Annotated in this window: 21 protein-coding genes and 1 tRNA gene; 12 read left to right on the forward strand and 10 right to left on the reverse strand. The window is 56.6% G+C overall.

Annotated features, from left to right (window positions below):
- Positions 1-15: 15 nt before the first annotated feature.
- The 3 genes from spoT to recG are packed head-to-tail and all read left to right on the forward strand — an operon-like array spanning position 16 to position 4,909.
- Positions 16-2,130 (forward strand): bifunctional GTP diphosphokinase/guanosine-3',5'-bis pyrophosphate 3'-pyrophosphohydrolase, encoded by a 2,115-nt coding sequence (spoT, locus tag LDK53_RS06075; protein ID WP_025757028.1) that lies wholly within the window; start codon positions 16-18, stop codon positions 2,128-2,130.
- Between the two features lie 4 nt (positions 2,131-2,134).
- Entirely contained in the window at positions 2,135-2,824 is a 690-nt protein-coding gene (trmH, locus tag LDK53_RS06080; RefSeq protein WP_047957437.1) for a tRNA (guanosine(18)-2'-O)-methyltransferase TrmH, read from the forward strand.
- 3 nt (positions 2,825-2,827) lie between these two features.
- Positions 2,828-4,909, forward strand: coding sequence for an ATP-dependent DNA helicase RecG (gene recG, locus LDK53_RS06085; protein WP_047957436.1), 2,082 nt, complete (start codon positions 2,828-2,830; stop codon positions 4,907-4,909).
- Positions 4,910-4,911: 2 nt separating this feature from the next.
- On the opposite strand, the gene gltS is transcribed toward recG, so the two are convergent.
- On the reverse strand, positions 4,912-6,114 hold the full coding sequence (gene gltS / locus LDK53_RS06090; RefSeq protein WP_025757025.1) for a sodium/glutamate symporter: 1,203 nt from the start codon (positions 6,112-6,114) through the stop codon (positions 4,912-4,914).
- A gap of 225 nt (positions 6,115-6,339) precedes the next feature.
- Between gltS and xanP the strand changes: the two genes are divergently transcribed.
- The gene (gene xanP / locus LDK53_RS06095) at positions 6,340-7,731 is read left to right on the forward strand and encodes a xanthine/proton symporter XanP (RefSeq protein ID WP_008502668.1); all 1,392 of its coding nucleotides are present in this window, start codon (positions 6,340-6,342) and stop codon (positions 7,729-7,731) included.
- Positions 7,732-7,850: 119 nt separating this feature from the next.
- Positions 7,851-9,539: an AsmA family protein gene (locus LDK53_RS06100; RefSeq protein ID WP_225284952.1), complete on the forward strand. Its 1,689-nt coding sequence runs from the start codon at positions 7,851-7,853 to the stop codon at positions 9,537-9,539.
- A gap of 85 nt (positions 9,540-9,624) precedes the next feature.
- Here LDK53_RS06100 and yicI read toward each other — a convergent pair whose 3' ends face one another.
- The gene (gene yicI / locus LDK53_RS06105; protein WP_225284953.1) at positions 9,625-11,943 is read right to left on the reverse strand and encodes an alpha-xylosidase; all 2,319 of its coding nucleotides are present in this window, start codon (positions 11,941-11,943) and stop codon (positions 9,625-9,627) included.
- A gap of 328 nt (positions 11,944-12,271) precedes the next feature.
- On the opposite strand from yicI, the gene LDK53_RS06110 reads away from it, so the two are divergent.
- From LDK53_RS06110 to LDK53_RS06120, 3 genes are all read left to right on the forward strand, one after another.
- A tRNA-Sec gene (locus tag LDK53_RS06110) sits at positions 12,272-12,366 on the forward strand.
- Positions 12,367-13,017: 651 nt separating this feature from the next.
- Positions 13,018-13,368, forward strand: coding sequence for a type II toxin-antitoxin system RelE/ParE family toxin (locus LDK53_RS06115; RefSeq protein WP_225284956.1), 351 nt, complete (start codon positions 13,018-13,020; stop codon positions 13,366-13,368).
- Positions 13,365-13,664: a helix-turn-helix domain-containing protein gene (locus tag LDK53_RS06120; RefSeq protein ID WP_025757021.1), complete on the forward strand. Its 300-nt coding sequence runs from the start codon at positions 13,365-13,367 to the stop codon at positions 13,662-13,664. Before LDK53_RS06115 ends, LDK53_RS06120 begins: the two co-directional genes overlap by 4 nt.
- 29 nt (positions 13,665-13,693) lie before the next feature.
- Here the strand turns inward: LDK53_RS06120 and LDK53_RS06125 are convergent, their stop codons facing one another.
- The 3 genes from LDK53_RS06125 to LDK53_RS06135 all read right to left on the reverse strand — a co-directional run bounded on the left by LDK53_RS06125 (position 13,694) and on the right by LDK53_RS06135 (position 15,816).
- Positions 13,694-14,131: an acetyltransferase gene (locus LDK53_RS06125; RefSeq protein WP_225284958.1), complete on the reverse strand. Its 438-nt coding sequence runs from the start codon at positions 14,129-14,131 to the stop codon at positions 13,694-13,696.
- 83 nt (positions 14,132-14,214) lie between these two features.
- Positions 14,215-15,213 (reverse strand): class I SAM-dependent methyltransferase, encoded by a 999-nt coding sequence (locus LDK53_RS06130; RefSeq protein WP_095441447.1) that lies wholly within the window; start codon positions 15,211-15,213, stop codon positions 14,215-14,217.
- Positions 15,214-15,291: 78 nt separating this feature from the next.
- Positions 15,292-15,816: a lipocalin family protein gene (locus tag LDK53_RS06135; protein ID WP_025757018.1), complete on the reverse strand. Its 525-nt coding sequence runs from the start codon at positions 15,814-15,816 to the stop codon at positions 15,292-15,294.
- Between the two features lie 117 nt (positions 15,817-15,933).
- On the opposite strand from LDK53_RS06135, the gene LDK53_RS06140 reads away from it, so the two are divergent.
- The 3 genes from LDK53_RS06140 (at position 15,934) to LDK53_RS06150 (ending at position 18,997) form a co-directional block, all read left to right on the forward strand.
- Positions 15,934-16,659, forward strand: coding sequence for a MerR family transcriptional regulator (locus LDK53_RS06140; RefSeq protein ID WP_059386623.1), 726 nt, complete (start codon positions 15,934-15,936; stop codon positions 16,657-16,659).
- 146 nt (positions 16,660-16,805) lie between these two features.
- Positions 16,806-17,765, forward strand: coding sequence for a YbgA family protein (locus tag LDK53_RS06145; protein WP_059386624.1), 960 nt, complete (start codon positions 16,806-16,808; stop codon positions 17,763-17,765).
- 143 nt (positions 17,766-17,908) lie between these two features.
- Positions 17,909-18,997 carry an AAA family ATPase gene (locus LDK53_RS06150; protein ID WP_045286462.1) on the forward strand — a complete coding sequence of 363 codons (1,089 nt, stop codon included), beginning with the start codon at positions 17,909-17,911 and terminating at the stop codon, positions 18,995-18,997.
- A 423-nt stretch (positions 18,998-19,420) separates the two neighbouring features.
- Here LDK53_RS06150 and LDK53_RS06155 read toward each other — a convergent pair whose 3' ends face one another.
- The 5 genes from LDK53_RS06155 to LDK53_RS06175 all read right to left on the reverse strand — a co-directional run bounded on the left by LDK53_RS06155 (position 19,421) and on the right by LDK53_RS06175 (position 23,207).
- On the reverse strand, positions 19,421-20,380 hold the full coding sequence (locus LDK53_RS06155) for a GlxA family transcriptional regulator (RefSeq protein WP_225284960.1): 960 nt from the start codon (positions 20,378-20,380) through the stop codon (positions 19,421-19,423).
- A gap of 26 nt (positions 20,381-20,406) precedes the next feature.
- Positions 20,407-21,186, reverse strand: a complete 780-nt coding sequence (locus tag LDK53_RS06160; protein ID WP_095452048.1) for an MBL fold metallo-hydrolase — start codon at positions 21,184-21,186, stop codon at positions 20,407-20,409.
- A 122-nt stretch (positions 21,187-21,308) separates the two neighbouring features.
- Entirely contained in the window at positions 21,309-22,109 is an 801-nt protein-coding gene (gene nlpA, locus LDK53_RS06165) for a lipoprotein NlpA (protein ID WP_225284962.1), read from the reverse strand.
- 285 nt (positions 22,110-22,394) lie between these two features.
- The gene (locus LDK53_RS06170; RefSeq protein ID WP_225284964.1) at positions 22,395-22,658 is read right to left on the reverse strand and encodes an antitoxin; all 264 of its coding nucleotides are present in this window, start codon (positions 22,656-22,658) and stop codon (positions 22,395-22,397) included.
- A 129-nt stretch (positions 22,659-22,787) separates the two neighbouring features.
- A complete protein-coding gene (locus LDK53_RS06175) occupies positions 22,788-23,207 on the reverse strand; it encodes a GNAT family N-acetyltransferase (protein ID WP_225284966.1) in 420 nt (139 codons plus the stop codon).
- Positions 23,208-23,347: 140 nt separating this feature from the next.
- On the opposite strand from LDK53_RS06175, the gene LDK53_RS06180 reads away from it, so the two are divergent.
- The gene (locus LDK53_RS06180) at positions 23,348-23,644 is read left to right on the forward strand and encodes a YicS family protein (protein ID WP_045286461.1); all 297 of its coding nucleotides are present in this window, start codon (positions 23,348-23,350) and stop codon (positions 23,642-23,644) included.
- Positions 23,645-23,665: the final 21 nt, after the last annotated feature.

The raw sequence follows: 23,665 nt of genomic DNA on the forward strand, positions 1-23,665 counted from the left end.
ACCTGCGGGTCGCCCTTGTATCTGTTTGAAAGCCTGAATCAACTGATTCAAACCTACCTGCCTGAAGACCAGATTAAGCGTCTTCAGCAGGCGTATCTCGTTGCACGTGACGCTCACGAGGGCCAGACACGTTCAAGCGGTGAACCCTACATCACGCACCCGGTAGCGGTGGCCTGTATTCTGGCCGAGATGAAACTCGACTACGAAACGCTGATGGCCGCGCTGCTGCACGACGTGATAGAAGATACCCCAGCCACTTATCAGGACATGGAGCAGCTGTTTGGCAAAAGCGTTGCCGAACTGGTGGAAGGGGTCTCTAAGCTTGATAAGCTGAATTTCCGCGACAAGAAAGAAGCGCAAGCCGAAAACTTCCGCAAGATGATTATGGCGATGGTGCAGGATATCCGCGTCATTCTCATCAAACTCGCTGACCGTACCCACAACATGCGCACGCTGGGCTCACTTCGCCCGGACAAACGTCGCCGCATTGCCCGTGAAACCCTCGAAATCTACAGCCCGCTGGCGCACCGTTTAGGTATTCATCACATTAAAACCGAGCTGGAAGAGCTGGGTTTTGAAGCGTTGTACCCGAACCGCTATCGCGTGATTAAAGAGGTGGTGAAAGCCGCTCGCGGTAACCGTAAAGAGATGATTCAGAAGATCCTCTCTGAAATTGACGGGCGTTTACAGGAAGCGGGGATCCCGTGCCGGGTCAGCGGTCGCGAAAAACATCTTTACTCCATCTACTGCAAAATGGTGCTTAAAGAGCAGCGTTTTCACTCGATCATGGATATCTACGCGTTCCGCGTGATCGTCCACGACGCCGACACCTGCTATCGCGTGCTGGGGCAGATGCACAGCCTGTATAAACCGCGTCCGGGTCGTATGAAAGATTACATCGCCATTCCAAAAGCGAACGGCTATCAATCTTTGCACACCTCGATGATCGGGCCACACGGCGTGCCGGTTGAAGTGCAAATTCGCACAGAAGACATGGACCAGATGGCGGAGATGGGTGTTGCCGCACACTGGGCCTATAAAGAGCACGGTGGCGAGAGCAGCACCACCGCACAAATCCGCGCCCAGCGCTGGATGCAGAGTCTGCTGGAGCTGCAGCAGAGTGCGGGCAGCTCGTTTGAATTTATCGAGAGCGTGAAATCCGATCTCTTCCCGGATGAGATTTACGTTTTCACCCCAGAAGGTCGCATTGTCGAACTGCCTGCGGGTGCGACGCCAGTCGACTTCGCGTATGCCGTACACACCGATATCGGTCACGCCTGCGTGGGCGCGCGCGTCGACAGACAACCGTATCCGCTGTCTCAGCCGCTCGCCAGCGGCCAGACGGTGGAAATCATTACCGCGCCGGGTGCACGTCCGAACGCGGCCTGGCTGAACTTTGTCGTGAGCTCCAAAGCGCGCGCCAAAATTCGTCAACTGCTGAAAAACCTCAAGCGTGATGATTCCGTGAGCCTCGGGCGTCGTCTTCTCAACCACGCGTTGGGCGGCAGCCGCAAGCTGGCCGAAATCCCGCAGGAGAATATCCAGCGTGAGCTGGAGCGCATGAAGCTCGCCTCCCTTGACGATCTGCTGGCAGAAATCGGCCTCGGCAACGCCATGAGCGTGGTGGTGGCGAAGAACCTGCAGCAAGGCGACACGACAGCCGTGCCTGCAACAACCCAAAGCCACGGACACCTGCCGATTAAAGGCGCGGACGGCGTGCTTATCACCTTCGCAAAATGTTGCCGTCCCATCCCTGGCGACCCGATTATTGCGCACGTCAGCCCCGGTAAAGGGCTGGTTATCCACCATGAATCCTGTCGTAACATCCGCGGCTATCAAAAAGAGGCGGAGAAATTTATGGCGGTCGAGTGGGATAAAGAGACCGCGCAGGAATTTATCACCGAAATTAAGGTGGATATGTTCAACCACCAGGGTGCCCTGGCGAACCTGACGGCAGCGATCAACACGGCCTCTTCCAATATTCAAAGCCTGAACACGGAAGAAAAAGATGGCCGCGTGTACAGCGCCTTTATTCGTCTGACCGCCCGCGACCGCGTGCATCTGGCGAACATTATGCGCAAGATCCGCGTCATGCCGGACGTGATTAAAGTCACCCGTAACCGAAACTAGTGGCATGAATTCACAACGTTACGCGCGGATATGCGAAATGCTCGCCAGGCGTCAGCCTGACCTGACGGTCTGCATGGAGCAGGTCCATAAACCGCATAACGTCTCTGCTATCGTCCGTACCGCAGATGCCGTCGGCGTGCATGAAGTGCATGCCGTCTGGCCAGGTCACCGGATGCGAACCATGGTTTCTGCGGCGGCAGGCAGCAACAGTTGGGTGTCCGTCAAATCTCACCAGACGATTGGCGATGCCGTCTCGCACCTGAAAGGGCGCGGTATGCAGATCCTTGCCACCAACCTGTCTGCTAAAGCCGTGGATTTCCGTGAGATCGACTACACCCGCCCGACCTGTATTCTGATGGGCCAGGAGAAAACCGGGATCACCCAGGAAGCGCTGGATCTGGCAGATCGGGACATCATCATTCCGATGATCGGCATGGTGCAGTCCCTGAACGTCTCCGTGGCCTCCGCGCTCATTCTGTATGAGGCGCAGCGCCAGCGTCAGAACGCCGGGATGTACGAGCGCAGCAACAGTATGCTGCCGGAAGATGAACAGCAGCGCCTGCTGTTTGAAGGTGGTTATCCGGTACTGGCTCGCGTTGCGAAGCAGAAAAAATTGCCTTACCCCCACGTCAACGCGCAGGGCGAGATCGAAGCCGATGCCGGGTGGTGGGCCACCATGCAGTACGCAGGGTAACCGATGAAAGGCCGCCTGCTGGATGCCATCCCGCTCAACAGCCTGACGGGCGTGGGCGCGGCGCAAAGCAATAAGCTGGCTAAAATCGGCCTGCACACGGTGCAGGATCTCCTGCTCCACCTTCCCCTGCGTTATGAAGACCGCACCCAGCTGTACAAAATTGGCGATCTGCTGCCCGCCATTTATGCCACCGTTGAAGGCGAAATCCTGAACTGCAACATCACCTTCGGCGGACGCCGAATGATGACCTGCCAGATAAGCGACGGCACCGGCATTCTCACCATGCGATTTTTCAACTTCAGCGCAGCAATGAAGAACAGCCTGGCAACGGGCCGCAGGGTGCTGGCCTATGGCGAAGCCAAACGCGGGAAATACGGCGCAGAGATGATCCACCCGGAGTACCGCGTTCAGGGCGATCTCAGCACGCCGGAGATGCAGGAGACGCTCACCCCGGTTTACCCGACGACCGAAGGCATCAAGCAGGCGACGCTGCGTAAGCTGACCGATCAGGCGCTGGAGCTGCTGGATACCTGCGCCATTACCGAGCTGCTGCCACCCGAGCTGGCGCAGGGGATGATGAGTCTGCCCGAGGCGCTGCGTACCCTGCACCGTCCGCCGCCAACGCTGCAGCTCAGCGATTTAGAAAGCGGCAAACACCCTGCCCAACAGCGTCTTATCCTTGAGGAATTACTGGCCCATAACCTGAGCATGCTGGCGCTTCGCGCCGGTGCCCAGCGTTTCCATGCCCAGCCGTTAAGCCCGCGTGATGAGCTCAAGGATAAGCTGCTGGCCTCACTGCCGTTTAAACCCACCGGCGCACAGGCGCGCGTCACCGCCGAGATTGAACGCGATATGGCGCTCGACGTACCGATGATGCGCCTGGTGCAGGGTGACGTGGGATCCGGTAAAACGCTGGTAGCCGCTTTGGCCGCCCTGCGCGCGATTGCCCATGGCAAACAGGTGGCGCTCATGGCCCCGACCGAACTGCTGGCCGAACAGCACGCGAACAATTTCCGCGCCTGGTTTGCGCCGCTGGGCATTGAAGTGGGCTGGCTTGCCGGGAAGCAAAAAGGCAAAGCGCGCCTTGCGCAACAGGAGGCGATTGCCAGCGGTCAGGTACACATGATTGTTGGCACCCACGCGATCTTCCAGGAGCAGGTGCAGTTTAACGGCCTTGCGCTGGTGATTATCGATGAACAGCACCGCTTTGGCGTGCATCAGCGTCTGGCCCTGTGGGAAAAAGGGCTGCAGCAGGGTTTCCACCCGCATCAGTTGATCATGACTGCCACGCCGATTCCGCGCACCCTGGCGATGACGGCTTACGCCGATCTGGATACCTCCACCATCGACGAACTGCCGCCGGGTCGTACGCCGGTGACGACGGTCGCCATTCCTGATACGCGTCGCAGCGATATCATCGACCGCGTGCGCAATGCCTGTACTCATGAAGGACGTCAGGCCTACTGGGTGTGTACGCTGATTGAAGAGTCTGAACTGCTGGAAGCGCAGGCTGCGGAAGCCACGTGGGAAGAGTTAAAGCTGGCGCTGCCGGAACTGAACGTGGGTCTGGTTCACGGGCGAATGAAGCCTGCTGAAAAACAGGCGGTGATGCAGTCGTTTAAGCAGGGGGAACTGCATTTACTGGTTGCAACAACGGTCATTGAAGTGGGCGTGGACGTGCCAAACTCCAGCCTGATGATCATCGAGAACCCGGAGCGTCTGGGCCTTGCCCAGCTTCACCAGCTCCGCGGGCGCGTTGGCCGCGGCGCGGTGGCGTCCCACTGCGTCCTGCTCTACAAAGCCCCGCTCTCGAAAACCGCCCAGATGCGGTTGCAGGTGTTGCGCGACAGCAACGACGGTTTTGTGATTGCGCAAAAAGACCTGGAGATCCGTGGCCCGGGTGAACTGCTGGGCACCCGCCAGACGGGGAACGCGGAGTTCAAAGTTGCGGACCTGCTGCGCGATCAGGCCATGATCCCGGAAGTTCAGCGCCTCGCCCGCCATATTCATGAACGCTACCCCGAACAGGCGGCAGCGTTAATTGAACGCTGGATGCCGGAAACCGAACGCTATTCCAACGCCTGACTTCAGGCGAACATCGGCAACATCAGGTACAGCTTAATCACCAGCGCGTTGACGATATCAATAAAGAATGCCCCGACCATCGGAACCACCAGAAACGCCATGTGCGATGGCCCGAATCGCTCGGTGATCGCCTGCATATTGGCGATTGCCGTTGGCGTTGCCCCGAGCCCAAACCCGCAATGCCCCGCCGCCAGCACCGCCGCATCGTAGTTTTTACCCATCATCCGCCAGGTGACGAACATGGCATAGAGCGCCATAAACAGGGCCTGCACCGCCAGAATCGCCACCATCGGCAGCGCCAGCGAGGCCAGCTCCCACAGCTTGAGGCTCATCAGCGCCATCGCCAGGAACAGCGACAGACAGACGTTGCCGAGCACCGAGACCGCCCGTTCAAACACGCGGTAGAAGCCCATCAGCGCCAGACCGTTGCTGAGGATCACCCCGATAAACAGCACGCAGACAAACGTCGGCAGCTCAAACGCGGAGCCCGCCAGCCCTTGCGCAACCACTTTGCCCACGGTCAGGCAGATGGCAATCATCGCGATGGTTTCAATCAACACCAGTGAGGTAATGCTGCGCCCGACGTCCGGCTTTTCAAAGGCGGTCGGCACCAGCTCATCGTCCGGTCTGCCGTCCGGCGTGGTGGAGTGCTTCACCAGATAACGCGCCACCGGGCCGCCAATCAGGCCCCCCAGCACCAGGCCAAAGGTGGCACAGGCCATCGCCACTTCCGTTGCGTTTTCAAAGCCATAGCGCTCGATAAACAATTTACTCCATGCCGCCCCAGTGCCGTGGCCGCCAGACAGCGTAATTGACCCTGCCAGCAGCCCCATCAGCGGATCCAGCCCCAGCAGCGTCGCCATCCCGATACCGATGGCGTTTTGCATCAGCAGCAGCCCGACCACCACAATCAAAAATACGCCGAGCACTTTGCCGCCCGCCCGCAGGCTCGCCAGGTTGGCATTGAGGCCGATGGTGGCAAAAAAGGCCAGCATCAGCGGATCTTTCAGGGACATATCAAAGTCGATTTCCCAGCCCATGCTTTTTTTCAGCACCAGCAGGGCCAGCGCCACCAGCAGGCCGCCGGCGACAGGTTCAGGGATGGTGTATTTTTTCAGAAGGGAAACGCTATGTACCAGCTTACGACCAAGCAGCAAGACCAGCGTTGCGGCAACAAGGGTCGACAACGTATCGAGATGAATCATAGAAGGCTCCTGTTTTGCGCGTGTTCCATACACACGCGGCGTTATCCTGGGCCGGTTTGCGCTCTTCATGAGCTCCCGGCGCAAAAAGTGTAATTTTTTTTCCTAATCGGATGTAGAAAACCTGCTCACAGCGGCAGATTTTCTTGTCTTTTTTTGCTGGCAATCGTTTGCTTTTACCAGGTGGTCAGATAAAATGCCCGCTTTTCCACCGTGGGATTGCCGCCGATGTCCGTTAACACCATAGAGTCGCCTGATGCGCAACCGATTGCGCAGAAGCAAAATAGCGAACTGATTTACCGCCTTGAAGACCGCCCGCCGCTGCCGCAGACGCTTTTCGCTGCCTGCCAGCATCTTCTGGCGATGTTTGTTGCGGTGATCACCCCGGCGCTACTGATTTGTCAGGCGCTCGGCTTACCGGCGCAGGATACGCAGCACATCATCAGCATGTCTCTCTTCGCCTCCGGCGTGGCCTCGATTATTCAGATTAAAGCATGGGGGCCGGTGGGGTCGGGTTTACTGTCGATTCAGGGCACCAGCTTTAACTTTGTGGCGCCGCTGATCATGGGCGGTACAGCCCTGAAAACCGGCGGTGCGGATGTCCCGACCATGATGGCGGCGCTGTTTGGCACCCTGATGCTGGCAAGCTGCACGGAGATGGTGATCTCCCGCGTGCTGCATCTGGCGCGTCGCGTCATCACGCCGCTGGTTTCCGGCGTGGTGGTAATGATTATCGGCCTGTCACTGATTCAGGTGGGCCTCACCTCCATCGGCGGCGGTTATGCCGCAATGAGCGACCACACCTTTGGCGCACCGAAAAACCTGCTGCTGGCGGGCGTCGTACTGGCCATCATTATTCTGCTTAACCGTCAGCGTAACCCTTACCTGCGCGTTGCCTCGCTGGTGATCGCCATGGCGGCGGGCTATCTGCTGGCGTGGGCGCTGGGCATGCTGCCGGAGAATACCGCGCCAGCCAACAGCGCGCTGATCACCGTCCCGACACCGCTCTACTACGGCCTGGGCATCGACTGGGGTCTGCTCCTGCCGCTGATGCTGGTCTTTATGATCACCTCTCTGGAGACCATCGGCGATATCACCGCCACCTCCGACGTCTCCGAGCAGCCGGTTTCCGGCCCGCTGTATATGAAGCGTCTGAAGGGCGGCGTGCTGGCGAACGGCCTGAACTCGTTTGTCTCCGCGGTGTTCAACACCTTCCCTAACTCCTGCTTCGGCCAGAACAATGGCGTGATCCAGCTCACCGGCGTGGCAAGCCGCTACGTCGGCTTCGTGGTGGCGCTGATGCTGATCGTTCTCGGCCTGTTCCCGGCAGTCAGTGGCTTTGTGCAGCACATCCCTGAGCCGGTGCTGGGCGGCGCGACGCTGGTGATGTTCGGCACTATCGCGGCTTCCGGCGTGCGCATCGTCTCCCGTGAGCCACTGAACCGTCGCGCGATCATGATTATTGCCCTGTCGCTGGCCGTCGGTCTGGGCGTTTCTCAGCAGCCGCTGATCCTGCAGTTTGCCCCGGACTGGGTGAAAAACCTGCTCTCTTCCGGCATTGCTGCGGGCGGTATCACCGCTATCGTGCTGAACCTCGTTTTCCCACCTGAGAAAAACTGATCGTCCTCACGGCAGGCTGTCAATGCCTGCCGTGACATCTCTTTACACCATTCCCGCCTTGAGGATTGCGCATAAATCGTGCATAACTCCTCTATGTGCGTTTTGCGGGATGGAAGACCATGAAATTTATTGGAAAGCTGCTCGTCTATCTTCTGGTAGCCCTGCTCATTGTGCTGCTGGCGCTCTATATTCTCCTCCAGACCCGCTGGGGCGCGACTCAGGTCAGCAGCTGGGTGACGGTGAATACCGACTACGAACTCAGTTTCGACAAAATGAACCACCGCTTTTCGTCGCCTTCCCACATCATTCTGGAAAACGTCACCTTCGGTCGGGACGGTAAACCCGCCACCCTGGTTGCCAAAAAAGTCGATATTGGCCTGAGCAGTCGCCAGCTCACCGATCCGCTGCATATGGACACCATCACCCTGTTCGACGGTACGCTGAATCTCTCCCCGCAAACCGCGCCGTTGCCCTTGCAGGCAGACCGTCTGCAGCTGAACAATATGGCGTTTAACAGCCCCAATACCGAATGGGACCTGAGCGCGCAGAAGGTGACGGGGGGCGTCAGCCCGTGGCAGCCGGAAGCGGGCAACGTGCTGGGTAAAAGCGCGCAGATCCAGATGAGCGCCGGCTCGCTGACCCTGAACGGCGTGCCGGCCACCAACGTGTTGATCGAGGGCCAGCTTAACGGCAAAGAGGTGGTGCTCAGCACCATTGGTGCCGATATGGCACGCGGTTCACTCACCGGCTCCGCCCTGCGCAACGCCGACGGCAGCTGGATTATCGACACCCTGCGTCTGAACGAGATCCGCCTGCAGAGCGATAAAACGCTGATGGTGTTCTTCGCCCCGCTGACGACCATCCCTTCTCTGCAGATTGGTCGTCTGGACGTTACTGACGCCCGGCTGCAGGGCCCGGACTGGGCGGTAACGGACCTGGATTTAAGCCTGCGCAACCTGACGCTGAGCAAAGGCGACTGGCAGAGCCAGGAAGGCCGCCTGTCCATGAACGCCAGCGAGTTCATTTACGGCTCTCTGCATCTCTTCGACCCGATCCTGAATGCGGAATTCTCCCCACAGGGCGTGGCGCTACGCCAGTTCACCTCCCGCTGGGAAGGCGGCATGGTGCGAACCTCCGGTAACTGGCTGCGCGACGGCAAAGCGCTGGTGCTGGACGATGTCGCCATCGCCGGGCTGGAGTACACTCTGCCGCAAAACTGGAAGACGCTGTGGATGGCGCCACTGCCGGAATGGCTGAACAGCGTCACGCTGCAAAAATTCGGCCTGAGCCGCAACCTGGTAATCGACATCGATCCTGCCTTCCCGTGGCAAATCACCTCTCTGGATGGCTATGGCGCAAACCTGCAGCTGGTAAAAGATCGCCAGTGGGGCGTCTGGGGCGGCAGCGCAACCCTCAACGGCGCGGCGGCCACCTTTAACCGTGTGGACGTGCGTCGTCCATCGCTGGCGCTAAACGCTAACGCCGCCACGGTGAATATTACCGACCTGAGCGCGTTTACCGAGAAAGGGATACTTGAGGCGACCGCGACGGTTTCACAACTTCCCCAGCGACAGACGACCGTGAGCCTGAACGGACGCGGCGTGCCGCTCAACATTCTGCAGCAGTGGGGCTGGCCGGCGCTGCCGATTGCGGGCGACGGCAATGTTCAGCTCACCGCCAGCGGCAGCGTGCAGGCCAGTGCGCCCTTAAAGCCGACAGTGAATGGCAAGCTGAGCGCGGTGAATATGGATAAACAGCAGGTGCAGCAGACCATGACGGGTGGTGTAGTTTCAACACCGGTGCAATAAACAAGCCGGGTGGCGGCTATGCCTTACCCGGCCTACTCGATCCCGTAGGCCCGGTAAGCGAAGCGCCACCGGGCATTTTTACGGCTCAGAAGTAAACCACCACCTCATCCCCCTGGGCTTTCACCACCACGCCCCACTCGCTTCCCGCCGGTGAACCGCCTTTCACGCCGCTCACCTCCGGCACGTTGCGCAAGCAGACCGACCAGTTTCGCGCGTCACCCGCACCGGTAAAGGTCACGGTGTCGCCCTGACGTGATGCCTTCAGCGTAAACGCCACAGAACCGTCCACCGCAGGTACCTCGCTCACTGCCGTGATGCCATCGCCCAGGTTAAACAGCTGGAAAGCTGTCCCCTCATTCCACGCATAGTCCGGCTTCTGCTTATTGTTGCCCAGCGCCAGCAGGGTATTGTCGCGCACGTAAACCGGCAGGCTCATGAAGCCATGCTGCTGTTTATGCCAGCGGCTGCCCTCGATTTCATCGTTAAGCCACAGGTGCGTCCACCGTCCTTGCGGCAGGTAGAACTGCACGTCACCCGTCTCAGAGAAGACGGGCGCGACCATCATCGCATCCCCCAGCATGTACTGACGGTCGAGGTAATCACACGCCGGATCGTCCGGGAACTCCAGCATCATCGCCCGCAGCATCGGCGTGCCGAACTCGCGGGCTAGCGCCGCCTGACGATACAGATACGGCATAAGCTGGCATTTCACCTCGGTGAAGTGGCGTACCACGTCGCAAGACTCGTCATCGTACGCCCACGGCACGCGGTAGGATTTGCTGCCGTGCAGGCGGCTGTGGCTGGAGAACAGCCCAAACGCGCACCAGCGCTTGTAGACGTGCGCCGGAGCGGTGTTTTCGAACCCGCCGATATCGTGGCTCCAGAATCCGAAACCGGAGAGACCGATCGACAGCCCGCCGCGCAGGCTTTCCGCCATCGATTCGTAGTTGGCATAGCAGTCGCCGCCCCAGTGCACCGGGAACTGCTGCGCGCCGACGGACGCGGAGCGGGCAAAAAGCACCGCCTCTTCCTCACCCACCGTCTCTTTCAGCACGTTCCACACCAGCTCGTTATAGATGAAGGCGTAGTGGTTGTGCATTTTCTGCGGATCGGATCCGTCAAACCACTGCACATCCGTCGGGATACGCTCGCCAAAGTCGGTCTTGAAGCAATCGACGCCGATATCCACCAGGCCTTTCAGCTTGTCGGCATACCACCGACACGCGTCCGGGTTGGTAAAGTCATAAATCGCCAGTCCTGGCTGCCATTTGTCCCATTGCCATACGCTACCGTCCGGGCGCTTGAGCAGGTAGCCTTTCTCTTTCAGCTCCTGAAAGACCGGTGACTTCTGGCCGATATACGGGTTGATCCACACGCAGACCTTCAGCCCTTTCTCCTTCAGGCGCCGAATCATCCCTTGCGGGTCCGGGAAGGTCACCGGGTCCCACTCAAAATCACACCACTGGAAGGCCTTCATCCAGAAGCAGTCGAAGTGGAAGACGTGCAGCGGCAGGTCGCGCTCGGCCATCCCGTCGATAAAGCTATTTACCGTGGCTTCGTCGTAGTTGGTGGTAAACGAGGTGGTGAGCCACAGGCCGAACGACCACGCCGGCGGCAGCGCCGGACGCCCGGTGAAGCGGGTATAGCGGTTCAGCACCTCTTTCGGCGTCGGGCCGTCGATCACGAAGTACTCCAGGTATTCCCCTTCAACGCTGAACTGCACTTTGGAGACTTTCTCCGAGCCAATTTCGAAAGAGACGTTTTCCGGATGGTTGACCAGCACGCCGTAGCCGCGATTGGTCAGGTAGAACGGGATATTTTTGTAGGACTGCTCGGTGCTGGTGCCGCCGTCGCAGTTCCAGGTATCGACCCGCTGACCGTTGCGCACCAGGGCGGTAAAGCGCTCGCCGAGACCGTAGACCGTTTCTCCCACGCCCAGATCCAGCCGTTCAAACACGTAATTACGGTCGGTATGGGTATCCTGCACGTAGCCGTTGTTTTTCAGCTGACTGCCGGTAATACGTTGACCGTCGCGCAGGAAATCCAGCGCCCAGAACTCGCCTTTGGTGACGCGCACGCTGATGTTGCCGCTTTTCAGCTCGGCAAACTCGGCGTTGTTTTCAATCTCAACCTTCACTTCGTTCAGCACGTTGAGCGGGTAGTGCGGGCCTTTATCCTGCGTCCCCTGGAAGTGCTCGATGCGCACCCCGACAATCCCTTCCTGCGGTGCGAAAAGCCGGACGGTGAACATCAACGTATCAAGCTGCCAGGCGCGTTCCCGCACGTCGCGCGGCGCCACGTAGACCACCAGGTCATTGCCCTGCCGCTCCACGTCGAACACCTGCACCGGATACGTCACGTTCAGCCCCGGTTGAATAAGCCAGTTTCCATCACTGATTTTCATACTTTCGTCCTCCTGGTTCTGTAATCCTTTGCTGGCCGTCAGGCGCCAGCCGTGTGGCGACACGGGCACTGAGACCGGTTACAGAGGTTTTAAACCATTGGTTCAGGGGGGAGTATTGCGTTTTCTGGTTAGCAAATTACGTTTCTTGTTTTTTGTGATCGGGGTAAATGTTGGGGGACACGCAGGGCTAACATGAGGATTTTCTTAAGAATTAACTGAAATGGGGGTATTCAGGTCAAAAGAGAGGTGAAAAAAGTGTGTCGGGGTATGTGGTAAATGCCTGAAAGTAGCTATAATGCGCCCCGCCTCCATGTAGCAATGCAGGCGCGGAAGATCGTCATCTCCGGTGAGGTGGCTGGACTTCAAATCCAGTTGGGGACGCCAGCGTTCCCGGGCAGGTTCGACTCCTGTGATCTTCCGCCAAAATTGTCATCCGCCTCAGTAATAAATAACTTCACTTGTAAATAGATTCTTTCATTTCAGCCATCTTATGTGAACATGATCACTTATTTATTAAAATATGAAGTGTTATCGTCTGACTTATTTAAAAAATTGAAGTGAACTGTAATGGAAAAAGCAACGTCGAGTTAGTTCACAAAAATTTAAAAGCAGATTTGGTTAAAAATATCTTTCTCATTTTTTTAAAACTTAACTGTAACATTTATTATGATGGGCAATGATAAGCTCTTAATATATATCCCTAACTTATCATTTATTGCCTTGTTATTATAATAAATATTTTTGGTAGCTACTCCCCCATCAGTCTAAAAGTCATCCTCAAACTGGATGTCCTTTATCGTGCTTCCGCTGCGATCAAATTTGGTTTCTTTTTCTCTTGCATGGATGAGTACAAACGGACGAAGGAAAAACTCGTGCAGATAGAGAAAGACCTTGCCGCGATTCAGAATCAGCTTCCTGGAAAGCGCCTCGCAATTTCTTAATTGCGCGATCCGTTTGATATCCCTTCTTTGTCATACTCCTGCCACTAACAGCCTGGCTATTGATGACAGCCATTGCATTTATTAACTACAGCTTATATTATTTTTATAAGCTACAGCTTATCATGGACGAAGCATGTGGAAGGTTCTGTTCGGAAAGGTATTCGAGCAATGGTTGCTTGCACAGGAAGAAGGATTACAGGATAAGGTGCTGGCAGATCTGCTAAATCTGCAAAACTATGGGCCACATCTTCCTCGTCCCTATGCAGATACGGTTAAAGGTTCAAGGTATAAACATATGAAAGAATTACGTATTCAATATGCTGGTCGGCCGATACGTGCTTTCTTCGCATTTGATCCTGTCCGTCAAGCCATTGTGCTTTGCGCGGATGATAAGAGTAACGACAAAGCCTTTTATGAAAAAATGATTCGCATTGCAGATGCCGAATTTTCTCTACATCTGACAAGCCTGGGGGCAGCCAAGTGAAAACCTTAAATGAAGTGATTGCGTCACGTTCACCGGAAAGCCAACAACGTATTAAAGAGATGGCAGAGGAAATGATCCTCGAAACGGGTCTGCAACTTTTACGTGAAGAGCTCAGGCTTTCGCAAAAAAATGTTGCCGACCTGATGGGGGTGAGCCAGCCCGCAGTGACACAGTTAGAGCAACGGGGAAATGAACTAAAAATTGCCACGCTTAAGCGCTACATTGAGGCAATGGGTGGGAAACTCCGTATCGACGTTGAACTTCCCACAGGAAAACGCGTTGCATTTCATATCTAACAAGCGTGATATCTGCGTTAATTTAGCATTCATTCACCCAACCGCATATGCAACAACGGAAACGGGTTCCCCTGCCCGTCCACTTCCGAGCGTCCGACCTGCTTAAACCCCATATGGCGATAAAATTCAACGCCCTGCGGGTTTTGCTCATTGACATCCACTTCATTCACGTCAAACTCTGCGATGGCATATTTCAGCAGTAATTTCCCGACGCCTTTTCCCCGGCTCGCATCGTCAACAAACAGCATTTCAATACGATTTTCATCCACGCCTATAAAGCCATGAATAGCGCCTGCATCATCGCGGGCCATCACGACGGTGAGGTTTGGCAGATAGGCGTTGAGCAATAACGGACGCAGCGCCGCAATATCGCTTTCCTGCAAAAAATGGTGAGTGGCGCGAACGGAGGATTCCCAGATGGCGACCAGTCGTTCGAAGTGTGAGGGGTGTACGGTTTCTATTTTCATGGGGAGATCATGTCTGGAAAACCAAACTCATTCAAGTCACTCTGTGCGGCCTGTTCCCCCTCTCCTCAAGGGAACCGATCGCGCTAAACCCTCACCTCCATCACCGCATACACCCCATCCTTCGGCACCACCACGGTGACGTTTTCAACCGGGACGCCCGCCGCAATGTGGATATCCTGCAGCTGCTGTAACGACCGCGGGTGAATATCCTCCCAGCCGATACCGCGCAGCACAAAGTCAATCTGCGGGCTGCTGGTCAGCATGTTCGATACAATCACCGCCCCGCCGGGCTTTACCAGCCGCAGCGCGCGCTGGAGGAAAATTACCGCATCGGTATCGTTGAAGTATTCGAAAATCCCCAGCGCATCGACCAGTTCAGCCTGATGCTCACCCAGCTCCAGCAGTAAGTCCTCATTACGCACCAGCGTATGAAGCAGGTTGCGCCGAAGCAGGGTCAGCTGTTCGCCCACCACAATGCCCTCCTGGGCCGCCATGGTTTCTGCCCAGCTGAGCGCCACGGGGTCTTTGTCCACCAGCGTGAGATACACCTGCTGGCCGTCGAGCTTTGCTTCGCGCAGCGCCTCCAGCACCGGGATTGCAGCCCCGCTCGCCAGGCTGACCCAGTTGTTCTCACTCTCGTTATGAATGTACTTATCCACCAGCGCGGCCAGCACCCGGGCGCGGGAACGCACGCCTACCGCATCGTTAGCGTGGATAAACCACTGGCGGCTGTCGCTGTCCATTTTGGTTCCGTCTGGCAGGCGGTCTTCCAGCGGGTTTTGCACCACAAACAGCGCCAGCGCGGAGGGCACCAGCCGGGTGCGCCACGCGGTCAGCGCCGGTCGGTTGCGAAAGGCCTGTTCGGAATAGCGGTTCTGCGGGACAAGCACCGCCTCTCCCCCCTCTTCGTATTCAATCCGAGGGGGACGGAGCGCAGGCTCAGCTTTCAGCGCCCGGTCAAGGGTGGCAATCTCACGGACAGCATCGTCTTTCATCGGCCACCGATCGCTGACGTCGGGAAATGACGCACTGAAAATGGTCATGTTTTCCGGTGCATTGCCGCGAAAAGGCTGCCAGTTCATGTCCTCTTCCCTCCGTAGGGCTTTTAACGGAAGTCTATCCAGGCGAGCCAGTAATACCCTACGAAGAAAGCACGATCTTTACTGTTTCACCCACACCAGCTGGTCAACCCGGAAGCCCAGGCTGCGGGCAGTGTTCAGATAATCTTGTTTTACCGCATCCGGGATCGTGGGCGTGCGCGACAAAATCCACAGGTAATCGCGGTTTGGACCGCTCACCAGGGCGTACTGGTACTTGTCGTCCAGCTTGATCACGTTATAGCCGCCGTAGAACGGTCCGAAGAACGATACCTTCAGCGCAGCCGTGGTCGGTTCGCCGGTAAAGTACGCCTTCCCTTCGCTCTCATTCCACTTGTTCTTCACCGGGTCGTAACCGCGGTTAAGCACGCTAATGCCGCCGTCGCTGCGCTTGCCGTAGGTGGCGGTCACCTGCTCCAGCCCGCGTTCAAAGCGGTTTTCCAGGCGGGCGACTTCGTACCATTTACCGAGATAGCGGCTGGCGTCAAAACCGGAAATCGGCTGCACGCCTTTCGGTGGCGTAGGGGATGTACAGGCGACCAGCGTCAGGGCAATGGCAACACCGGTCACAACAGGCCATAGCTTCATGAGAATTCCTTTCATTTGCACGGTTGGATGTTAAGTGTAGTGCACCGTTTCGGCGCTTCATCCCGTTCGGGAAAATTCGTAGTATATTGAGAGTATTCCTCCACTCTGGACACGGACATGGCTTACTCCATCGGCGAATTCGCCAGACTCAGCGGCATCACCGCCACTACCCTGCGGGCGTGGCAGCGTCGCTACGGTTTACTCAAGCCACAGCGCACGGAAGGCGGCCACCGCCAGTACAGCGATGAGGACGTCCAGCAGGCGCTTAAAATCCTCGACTGGGTTAAAAAAGGTGTCCCGATTGGCCAGGTCAAACCGCTGCTGGAACGCCCGACGCCGGGGCGGACCAACAACTGGCAAACCCTGCAACAGAACATGCTGCAACGTCTGCAGGACGGCAAAATCGAGTCCCTGCGCCAGATGATCTACGACGCCGGACGCGAGTACCCAAGACCCGAGCTGGTCACGAACGTGCTGCGCCCGCTGCGCAGCCAGGTCTCAGCTAACGTCGCCGCCGCCATGACCCTGCGCGCGATCCTTGACGGCATCATCATCGCCTACACCTCGTTTTGCCTCGAGGGCGATAAAAAAGCGCCAGGGGATAATATTCTGCTCAGCGGCTGGCACCTGAACGACGCCTGCGAGATCTGGCTCGAAGCCCTGACGCGCACCGGGCAGGGCCACCGGATTGACATTCTCCCCTCGCCTCCTGACGCGCTGGCACCGGAAATTTTCCCGGAGCGCAAATGGCTGCTGGTCACCAGCGGCAAGCTCACCGCCGGGCGGAAAAAACAGGTGGAACAGTGGCAGCAGCAGGTTTCCCTTGAAGTGATTATCCTCTGACGATTTTCCCGCTGCTGCTGAGCCAGTCCTGCAAGGGCAGCAAATACCTCTTGATTTTAAAAGAATAAAAAAAATAGTCCCGCGAATACTTGGACAAATTAGTCATATTGTGTAAGTTTTAGTTATATGAACGGGAGGACCACACCATGACAACGAAACCTGTGCTCGGTATTAGCGGATGTTTGACCGGATCCGCCGTTCGCTTTGACGGCGGACATAAGCGTATGGGCTTCGTCATGGATGAGCTGGCCCAGTGGGTGAATTTCAGGCCCGTCTGCCCGGAAATGGCCATCGGCCTGCCGACGCCTCGCCCGGCGCTGCGCCTGATCGTGACGACGAACGGTGAAACGCAGATGCGCTTCAGCCATGCGCCTCATGAAGATGTTACGCAGAAAATGGCGGACTTTACGGCAGACTTTTTGCCGAAAATTGGCGATCTCTCCGGCTTTATCGTCTGTGCGAAATCCCCCAGCTGCGGCATGGAACGCGTGCGGCTGTATGATGAAAACGGCAACCGGGGCCGCAAGGAGGGGGTCGGGCTGTTCACCGCTGCCCTCCTTGAAACCTGGCCGTGGCTGCCCGTGGAGGAAGATGGACGCCTGCACGATCCGGTGCTGCGGGAGAACTTCGTCGAGCGTGTTTTTGCGCTGCACGAGCTGAACACACTGCGAAAAAATGGCCTGACGCGCCGCGCGCTGCTGGACTTCCACAGCCGCTACAAGCTCCAGCTGCTGGCGCACCATCAGGCGGGTTACCGTGAAATCGGCCCGTTCGTCGCCTCGCTGCACGAGTGGGAAGACCTGGACGCGTTCTTCGTGGCGTACCGGGAGAAGCTGATGACTATCCTGAAAAAACCCGCCTCGCGGAAGAATCACACTAACGTACTGATGCATATTCAGGGCTATTTCCGTAACCAGCTGAACAGCCGCCAGCGCGGCGAACTGCGCGATGTGATCCTGCACTATCGCAACGGACAGTTACCTATCCTCGCGCCGATCACGCTGCTGAAGCACTACCTTGCCGAATATCCTGACCGGTATCTGATGACGCAAAACTACTTTGATCCCTATCCTGATGATTTGGGTCTGCGTCTGGCCGTTAAGTAAATAAAGACGCGAAGGCCCCATTGACCCGTAGAGGCCCGCAGCAGTAGCCCGTTTAGACGACATCCTCACTGTCGTCTCTTTTTTGCATTTCATCTCAAAGACTGTGATTATATACAGGCTTATTCTGCAAAAGGGGCCTGCCTGTGATTAACACCCTGCACATCCAAAACTACCGCTCCATCCGCGATATGTCGCTGGAGCTGGAGCAGCTCAACATCGTCTTTGGGCCGAACGGCACCGGGAAATCGAATATCTACAAGGCGATACATCTGATGCACAGCGCCGCGCAGGGGCAGTTTTCCCAGGCGCTGGCAAACGAGGGCGGCATCCTGAAGGTGTTCTGGGCAGGCAAAACCCGCAGCGATCAGCTGCGGCGGATGAATCTGGCGGTAGAAACAGAGACCTATGAATACGAGCTGCAGGTCGGGTTTGTGGAGAAGCTGCCCTATCCCTCGCAGTTTCAGCTCGATCCGGTGATCAAAGAAGAATCTCTCTGGCTGAGCGGCCAGCACCGACGCCCCTCGTCGCAGCTGATGAAGCGCAGGAATCAGGCGGTGTTTCTGAATAACGTGCATCACGAGAAAGTGACTCACAGCGGCACGCTCTATGAGAATGAATCGGTGTTCGGTCAGCTCGGTGAACCGCATCTTTACCCGGAAGTGTCGCAGATGCGCGAGTCCCTGCGTAACTGGCGCTTTTACCATGAGTTTTCCGTCTCCTCCGGCTCGGCGATGCGTGCCCCGCAGGTCGGTTTCCGCTCCCCGGTGCTGGCCAGCAACGGCGCCAACCTGGCGGCGGCGTTTCAGACCATTGTCGAGATTGGCGACGAACTGCTGCTGATGCGCATTCTCGACCAGGCCTTCCCCGGCTGCGTATTTTACAGCGACAACACCGGCGGACGGTTCCGGATGATGATGCAGCGCGAAGGGCTGAGCAGACCGCTGGAGCCCGCAGAATTCTCTGACGGTACGCTCCGCTTCCTGTGCCTGGCGGTGGCGCTGTTAAGCCCGCGCCCACCGGCGTTTATCGCGTTGAACGAACCGGAAAACAGCCTGCACCCACAGATGCTGCCCGCCCTGGCGAGCTTAATCGCCGAGGCGAGCCGCTACTCGCAGATCTGGCTCACCAGCCACTCGCCGGAGCTGGCGCATTTGATTGAGAAACATCGATCGTTTTCGCTGTATCAGCTGTCGATGGTGGAGGGAGAGACGAGAGTGGAGAGGCTGGGGTAATGCTTTGTTCCTTGCATTCCTTTTCTCCAGTCACCACTTTCAAGGTCGCCATCAACGACGAAGATGATTTCCGCCGGGTATGCCTTTGGCGAATTCTGAGCTCGAGATACATTATCCAATTTATTGTCGCCAGTTTCTGCTGGCAGGATAATCTGTAAACGTTGGTTATCAGATGAGAAAATTAAAATGGATATTGCACTTTTCCCTGGTCAGAACACCCGTGCATGGGCTGAAACAATGATAAATCTTGTAACCCGTCGGATACATCAGCATTAAACAGTAAATAACAGGATCACGCTAAAAAGACACTGGCGCCAAAGTAGAAAACAATAGATTACGGTGTTTAAAGCACTCTCGTTAGGATCGCTCGTAACCGTCAGCCAGAAGATGCCGCCCACGCCTTTTTATTCCATCGAGACAGAATTATAAAGACGAGTGAACACGAAAGGTCTTTCGCCACTCCGCCGGACTGACCCCAAAACGCGCTTTAAACTGTTGTCGCCAGGTGACAGCGGAATTAAACCCCACCAGCTCGGCCACGCTTTCAATCGGCATATTTCCCGCTTCAAGCAAGATCTGGCTGCGCCGCAGGCGCTCGGCGGTAAGCCAGTCGGCGACGCTCATCCCCGTGGCCTTAACAAAATGACGGGTCAGCGTGCGGCGGCTCATGGAGACCACTTCCGCCAGCGAATCCAGGCTATGCGGTTCGGTGATGTGCTGCTGAAGATAGTCGATCAGGCCGTTAATCCGCCCGTCCCGGGTATCTTTCGGCACCGGCTGGGCAATGAATTGCGCCTGTCCGCCATCGCGGTGGGGCGGAACAATCATCCGGCGGGCGATCTGGTTAGCAACCACGCTGCCAAAGCGCTGACGAATGATATACAGGCAGCAGTCCAGCGCGGCGGCAGTGCCTGCGGAAGTGATGATATTGCCGTCATCCACGTAGAGGGCATTGATATCCAGCCGGACGTTCGGGAAGAGCGACTGAAACTGGCGTTCGAACTCCCAGTGGGTGGCCGCACGTTTGCCGTCGAGGATCCCCGCATAAGCCAGCACAAACGACCCCAGACACAGCCCGACGATCTCCGCGCCGCGATCTCTTGCTCGTATCAGGCTGTCGAGCAGCGTCTGAGGCGGGCGTTCAAGGACATGCTGCCAGTAGGGAACGACGACAATATCGGCCTGTTCGATGGCAGAGTAGTCCTGCGTAGCATTGAGGGCAAATCCGTCTTTTGATGTGAGGAAACCGGGCGTTTCGGCGCAAATCGTCACGTTAAAGCGCTTTTCGCCGGAGACCGAGTCACCAAACAGAATGCAGGGAACGGAGTAGTGGAACGGGCTGAACCCGTCTACCGCGACAATGGCGACGTTGATGAGCGACATCAGTTTCTCCCTTCCCTTTAAAACACTCAGAATATAATGGTTTCACCGTCCTGGGGAATGCTCACAGCGTCACTCACCTGGTTGGCTTCAACGTACTCACGCAGCGCGCTGCGGGTCAACAGGCAGTGGTTGATGGCCTCCATGTGGCTCGCCACAATGTGGGCCTGCGGCAGCAGGAAATGGACGTTGAGCACGTCTTGCTGGCCCATAATAATCGGGCCAAAACCAATAACGTGAGCATAGCCAGCGTTAAGGACCACCACATCCGGCTGGTGCTTTTGCAGATCGGCTGCCACCTCTTCACGCCAGACGGTATCCCCTGCCAGATAGAGCGTCTTCTCAGCAGGATGACGCAGCACCACGCCGCAGGCCTCGCCCAGCCGCGCCGCCAGCTCCGGTACGGCGTAAGCGCGGTCGGTACCGTGCTGGCCGCCGTGGGTTTTCGCAATCTGAATATCGCCGAAACGGGTCGCATCGGTCATCACCGTCAGGTTGCTAAACCCCTGGCTGCGCAGCAGCGCGGCATCACTGTCGTTTTGCACGTAGATCGGTTTGTCTTTGGCGATCAGTTCAGCCGCAGTGCGATCCCAGTGATCGTCATGGGTATGGGTGACGATCACCGCGTCGGCGTCCAGCAGCGTGTTGACGTCAACGGGAAGCTCGACCATCGGGTTGCGGAGATCGGCGCGTGCCGTGCCGGGAAAACCTGGGTATGCGCCCTTCGGGGCCAGCATCGGGTCGATTAAAAGGCGTTTACCGGCGTAGGTAATCAGCTGCGTGGCGTTGCGAATGTGGGTGATGTTCATGGGCTATTCTCCAGTTAGTGTGGTAAGAGAATAGCCCGTGGCCACGATTAACACTGTGGGCTAAAGGGCGATGTTCGATGGAATCGGGCCAATTTAAGGCGCCACGTTTTCTGTCCGTTCCCTTACCAGCCCGGTACCGCCCCGCCGTTAAAGATGGTTTCAGCGGCTTTAGCCACTTCAGGCGACTGATAAGACTGGATAAATTCCTTCACGTTCTCCGCGTCTTTGTTGTCTTCGCGCGTCACCACAATGTTCACGTACGGCGAGTTTTTATCTTCAATAAAGACGCTGTCATGCACCGGCGACAGCCCGGTTTGCTGAATATAGGTGGTGCTGATAATCGCGACATCCACTTTCGGGTCATCCAGCACGCGCGGCAGCTGCGCCCCTTCCAGCTCCATAATCTTCAGGTGTTTGGGATTCGCGGTAATATCCAGCGCCGTCGGCAGCAGACCGGTGTCTGGCTTCAGGGTAATGAGCTTCTCTTTTTGCAGCAGCAACAACGCGCGTCCCAGGTTGGTCGGATCGTTTGGAATGGCGATGGTCGCGCCGTCCTTCAGGTCAGACACGGATTTGATTTTGCGGGAGTAGCCCGCCATCGGGAAAACAAAAGTATTCGCCACGGCGACCAGCTTGTAGTTATGCGCCTTGTTATCCTCTTCAAGGAACGGACGATGCTGGAAGACGTTGGCATCCAGTTCCCCCTGGTTGGTGGCGTCGTTGGGCAGCAGCGAACCGCTGAAGCCCACCAGCTCCACATCCAGGCCATATTTCTCTTTAGCCACTTTTTTGGCGACTTCCGCCACGTCCTGTTCAGCGCCATTGATGACGCCGACTTTAATGTGTTTGGCATCGCTGCCACTTTGATCGCATCCTGCCAGCAGCAGACCCGCGAGAACCAGAGCACCTAATCGATGTTTCACAAGACAGTTCCTTTTGATAAATGGTGTAGGGACTATATCGACAACGAGGCGGTGAAATAAAAACCGAAAAAGAATCAGTAAGAAGGATACGTTATATGCGGATATCGCCGGGTGGCGGCGTGCCACCTGGCATCAGAGATCACGACGCTGCCGTCCAGTCCTCGACGGCAAGCTCCTGCACCATTCTGAACGCATGATCGTTAGTCACTCATGCCATTCTGCTTATGACCGCCGGGTGCCGTTTAAACAAGTGGCTGACAATATTCGTGTCCAGCATATGGCTCATTAACATGCTCCATCCAGAGGATCTCTTGTAGTAACACTCTGATTGCGTTCCTCCTTGCTCAGAAACGAATCGGGTACGTCCGTGTTTGCTAACATGCGGAAAAAATTATCCCAGCTCTTTTTCTGAACAGGTTGCGCAGTCAAAACGACATTCCCCTCCTCATCTCGTCGGATATATACGCTCTTTGTATCAAACGTGAATTCAGCAGGCAGCATCACTGCCTGATTTCGCCCCTTTTTGAAGAGTTTTGCTGTACGTTCCATTGCCATCTCCATGGTTTTCTTGACCAGGCCAAAGCATGCGCCTGGGCCTGAAAAGAAGACAAGTAACGCGCTTTAAATTCGGAAAGCGACTCGCAATAAATAGCAGAATGCCTAACGACAGAACCAGGCTTAAAGCGCTTTCGCCAGGTAATGACGCTGCATGCCCTGATAGGGATAGTCCTGCAAAGACATCTGCAGCTGATACCCCTGTTTTTCATAAAACGGACGCGCCTGGAAGCTGGCCGTATCCACCAGCGCGTGCTTGCAGCCTTTGCGTCTCGCTTCCTCTTCAGCCGCTTTGATGAGCTGGCTGCCTACACCAGTTCCTCGTACGGTGTCGCTTACCCAGAGGTAATCAATATTCAGCCAGTCGCCTTTGCGCACGCCGATTAACCCGCCCAGCATGACGCCTTTATCGTCACGCACGTAAACGCCAATATCGCCGCTAAAGTTTGCCATATCCAAAAATTGCGCGTTGTAGGCACGCAGCCCCACGAATAACTCTTCTTTTTCCTGCTGCGTAACCGTATTGGTGATGCTCAGTTGCATGGCGTTCTCCCTGTTTTTGTGTGCTGTTTGACTATCGCACAGATACTTTACGGAGAAAATTCATACTTTCGGCTGGCGTCGCTACACTGAATGTAACGATATATTTCATGGGAAGCATGCGTCTCTTCAAGGGGGTTTCGATGAAAGCTGCGCACCTGGTCTGCCTGCTGGTTTGTCTGCTGTTCGCCGCGTTTGTCCATGCGCAGGAAAAGGACGATCCGGCGAAAGAGGCCCAGATAAAACAGCAGATCCTTAAGGATGTGAAGAAAACCTGTACGCCGCAGAAAAAACAGAGCGATAAAGCCTGGCAGGAGATGATTTTGTCATCTGAGGCCAATCAACTGCTGATCAAGAATGCCATCACCGCCGTCAAGCGCGACAACCTGGACGCCTACTGGGCAGCGATTGGCCAGGTGGATTGCATGGAAGATTATTGAATGCTGCTTGCCGGGTGGCGC

The organism is Enterobacter sp. K16B (assembly GCF_020216105.1).
Taxonomy (GTDB): Bacteria; Pseudomonadota; Gammaproteobacteria; order Enterobacterales; family Enterobacteriaceae; genus Enterobacter; species Enterobacter sichuanensis.